Source organism: Escherichia sp. TW14182 (assembly GCF_000208525.1).
In the GTDB taxonomy this organism is placed as follows: Bacteria; Pseudomonadota; Gammaproteobacteria; order Enterobacterales; family Enterobacteriaceae; genus Escherichia; species Escherichia ruysiae.
This window is the reverse complement of sequence record NZ_AEJZ01000262.1, coordinates 1-4,179: the sequence shown is the minus strand read 5'-3', so window position 1 is coordinate 4,179 and position 4,179 is coordinate 1. Positions and strand designations below refer to the sequence as shown.

General features: G+C 51.9%; 5 protein-coding genes. All 5 read right to left on the bottom strand.

The window, feature by feature from the left end:
- On the bottom strand, positions 1-983 hold a 983-nt coding region (gene tilS, locus EQY_RS0119250; RefSeq protein ID WP_024212659.1), incomplete at its 3' end, for a tRNA lysidine(34) synthetase TilS.
- 64 nt (positions 984-1,047) lie between these two features.
- The gene (locus tag EQY_RS0119245; protein ID WP_000901105.1) at positions 1,048-1,437 is read right to left on the bottom strand and encodes a VOC family protein; all 390 of its coding nucleotides are present in this window, start codon (positions 1,435-1,437) and stop codon (positions 1,048-1,050) included.
- 164 nt (positions 1,438-1,601) lie between these two features.
- Complete coding sequence (locus EQY_RS0119240) at positions 1,602-1,856, bottom strand: DUF4282 domain-containing protein (RefSeq protein ID WP_000644313.1); 255 nt, start codon at positions 1,854-1,856, stop codon at positions 1,602-1,604.
- Positions 1,857-2,077: 221 nt separating this feature from the next.
- On the bottom strand, positions 2,078-3,037 hold the full coding sequence (accA, locus tag EQY_RS0119235; protein ID WP_000055746.1) for an acetyl-CoA carboxylase carboxyl transferase subunit alpha: 960 nt from the start codon (positions 3,035-3,037) through the stop codon (positions 2,078-2,080).
- Between the two features lie 12 nt (positions 3,038-3,049).
- Positions 3,050-4,179 (bottom strand): helix-hairpin-helix domain-containing protein (locus EQY_RS0119230; RefSeq protein ID WP_000314629.1); only part of this gene is annotated, 1,130 nt, incomplete at its 5' end.

Here is a 4,179-nt window from a genome sequence, read left to right as displayed (position 1 = left end):
GTTGCCCCCGCCTGCCACGACACAACCGTTTCGCTTTGTCCGGCAACGGATTTAATCCACCACAATTGCGACTGATAGCGACGTATTTCAAACGCACCAAATCGCAAGCAAGGAGAAGCATCTTCCCGCGCCAGCGCCACTTCTTGCCAGATGCGCACCATCGCATCTCGGGAAGGCATCGGAGCATTCTGCCCTGCCAGCCAGCGGCGGATAATCGCCGCGCGACGGGCGTCGCTCATCGTCATCATTGTCGCAATCTGCAACGTCCCCTGCGGCGTTTGACAGTGCGCTAAATCATCCGCCAGCAGTTCATCTAACAGGCTCTCTTGTTCAGCGCAAAGTGCGGCGCTGCGAGCCGTTGCTTCGGTAAAATGCGGCCAACGCTGCTGCAATAACGGCACCACGCGCAGACGCAGGAAGTTACGATCGTATGAGTCGTCCTGATTACTTTCGTCTTCAATCCAGCGTAAATCATGCTCACGCGCCCACAGCTCCAGTTCTCCCCGCGTGCGAGCGAGCAACGGGCGGATAAGCCGCGTTCCGGCAAAATCGGAGACTTCCCCCATAGCCGAAAGCCCGGCAGGGCCGCTACCGCGTTTTAGCGCCAGCAGAAAGGTTTCACATTGATCGTCAAGATGCTGCGCGGTAACCAGCACTTCGCCAGGCAGAAGTGTACGGGCAAATGCCTGATAACGCGCCTGCCGCGCCTGGGCCTCAATGCCTAGCCCCTCTTGCGCAAGTTGTACGCGCTCGACCACCAGCGGCACCTGCCAATGCTGGCAGATGTTCTCGCAATGCGTAACCCAGGCATCGGCATTGGCACTTAAACCGTGATGCACATGGATAGCGCGTAGAGTGACGCCTGGATTTTCCGCCCGCCACTGCACCAACTGATGCAGCAGAACGGTGGAGTCAAGCCCGCCGCTAAAGGCCACCAGAATCTGGCGGGAGGTGAGAAGTTGTCTATTGAGCGTGAGTGTCATGATGGTGGAAATCTACAAGGTCGTTGCCCGGCACGTTACCGGGCAAATGCGGCAATGACAAGCCTTACTGCTCATACAGTTCCAGCGGCAGCCCGTCAGGATCGCTAAAGAAGGTGAACCGTTTTTGCGTGTATGGATCGACACGTATGGCTTCACACTTCACGTTATGGCTTTCAAGGTGCGCCACTGCCACATCGATATCATCAACACTAAACGCCAGATGCCGCAGGCCGCAGGCTTCCGGTCGGCTGGGGCGCTCCGGCGGGAACGGAAATGAGAAAAGTTCAATCACATATTGCCCATTAAGCGCCAAATCCCCTTTCCACGAATCGCGCTCTTCACGATAGACTTCGCTTTGCAGCGTGAAGCCGAGAATATCGCAGTAGAAAGCTTTGCTCACCGCATAATCCGTCGCAATAATCGCAATATGGTGAACCTGTTTTAAACCCAACATAGAATCTCCTGCATTGATATGATACGCACGTGCATCGCGATATATTGATAATACGCATAAATTGCAGGAAAGATGAATCAGACATTTACACTGACTTTAAAACAACATCTCAAACGCCTGTAATAGCGGTTGAGATGCGGTTTGGTGAAGCGTTTTACGGGAGATTACTCTGCGCTATTCTTGCTAACACTCTCAGCAATGCGGCGCAAATATTCGTTATTCTTAAACGCTATCATAATTAATTCGAAAGTCATACGACAGCTTATAAGACCAATGACGGTATAAGCTAACCCTAAGAGAAAGTTTCCGCTAAATATGGAGAAGACACCGCCTATCAGTGTCAGCACCATAGCCAGCCAGTAAAAAAACACCAGTACACGCGGCATAAGAAGACGATCAAATCCTAAAATTGCTTTCATATTTTATCCTTAAAAATTCTATGAGCCTGATAAATTTATATTATTTTTAACCACTGTGTATATTGGTATATGCCTCCGAAATCGGAGTTATCAACATGAGTTCAAGAATTTTTGGGATGGGGAAAATGAAAGTGAGATTATCTAAATGTATTTATAATATGACTAAATAAACTACATACAAAAAAGGTCACCGAAGTGACCCTTTTCAGAACATTTGCTGATTACGCGTAGCCGTAGCTCATCAGGCGCTGATAACGACGATTTTTTAAATCTTCAGTGCTTAACACGTCGAGATCGGCCAGATCCGCCAGCAGTTGCGCTTTCAAAGACGCCGCCATCGCTTCCGGGTTACGGTGAGCGCCGCCCAGCGGTTCCGGGATGATGGAGTCGATCAATTTCAGTTCTTTCAGACGCGGAGCGATGATGCCCATCGCTTCAGCCGCCAGCGGCGCTTTATCGGCGCTCTTCCACAGAATGGACGCACAACCTTCCGGCGAGATAACAGAATAGGTGCTGTATTGCAGCATATTCACTTTATCGCCCACGCCAATCGCCAGCGCGCCGCCAGAACCACCTTCACCAATAACGGTACAAATAGTCGGTACGCTCAGGCGAGACATCTCACGCAGGTTGCGTGCGATGGCTTCTGACTGACCACGCTCTTCTGCGCCCACGCCCGGATATGCCCCCGGTGTGTCGATAAAGGTGATGATTGGCATCTTAAAGCGTTCAGCCATTTGCATCAGACGCAGTGCTTTGCGGTAACCTTCTGGCGCTGGCATACCAAAATTACGGCGAATTTTCTCTTTGGTTTCACGACCTTTCTGGTGACCAATAATCATCACCGGACGACCATCAAGACGTGCGATGCCACCGACGATAGCTTTGTCATCTGCATACGCGCGGTCACCTGCCAGTTCGTCAAATTCATCAAATGCCAGGCGAACGTAATCCAGGGTATAAGGACGCTGTGGATGGCGAGCCAGTTGCGCAATTTGCCATGCACCGAGATCGGCGAAGATTTTACGCGTCAGTTCTACGCTTTTTTCACGCAGACGATGCACTTCTTCATCGATGTTAATATCCAGTTTCTCATCCTGGCGGCTAACCGCAGTCAGAGAATCGATTTTCGCTTCCAGCTCTGCAATCGGCTGTTCAAAATCAAGGAAATTCAGACTCATAGTATTCCTGTATTAGTCAAACTCCAGTTCCACCTGCTCCGAACCAATGAGGCCACGGAGATCGTTTAATAAACGATCGCTCGGAGAGACACGCCACGTCGCGCCAAAACGCAACCGCGCACGTGCATCCGCCCTCTGATAGTAGAGATGTACTGGAATTGTCCCAGAGCGGTGGGGTTCCAGAGACTGACGGAGTCGGTTTAAAAGCTGGTCATCAATTTGCCTGTCCGTCAGCGAGATAGCAAGCCCGCGAGCATATTTTTCCCGGGCTTCGTCAATATCCATCACTTCGCGAGCGGTCATTTTAAGCCCACCGCTGAAGTCATCAAAGCTGACCTGTCCGCTGACGATAAGTATGCGGTCTTTTTCCAGCAATTGCTGGTATTTATCCAGGGCGTCAGTAAACAACATGACTTCCAGGCGCCCGGAACGGTCATCCAGCGTGCAGATACCGATACGATTGCCGCGCTTGGTGACCATAACCCGCGCGGCAATAACGAGCCCCGCAGCCGTGGTGACTTTACCACGTTCTGTCGGGTGCATGTCTTTCAGCCTTACGCCTCCGACATAACGCTCAATCTCTTTTAAATACTGGTTGATAGGGTGTCCCGTCAGGTACAGACCTAACGTTTCACGTTCCCCATCTAACACCACCTGCTCCGGCCACGGTTGGCAGCTGGCGTAGGATTGTTCAATTTGCTCAGGCTCTTCCGCCAGTACGCCAAACATATCGGCCTGGCCGATGGCTTCTGCTTTCGCGTGTTGATCTGCCGCTTTTAACGCATCGCCCAGCGAGTTCATCAGCGCCGCACGGTGTGGCCCCAGACGGTCAAACGCCCCGGACATGATCAGTTTTTCCAGCACCCGCCGGTTCAACTTTTTCGTATCGGTACGGGCGCAGAGATCAAAAAGCTCGCGGAAGTAACCACCTTTATTTCGGGCTTCGATGATTGCCTCAATTGGCCCCTCACCTACCCCTTTGATGGCGCCAATACCATACACGATTTCGCCGTCGTCGTTGACGTGGAAATGGTAAAGACCGGAGTTTATATCCGGCGGCAGGATTTTCAGCCCCATCCGCCAGCACTCATCCACCAGGCCAACCACCTTCTCGGTGTTGTCCATATCGGCGGGGGTTGATA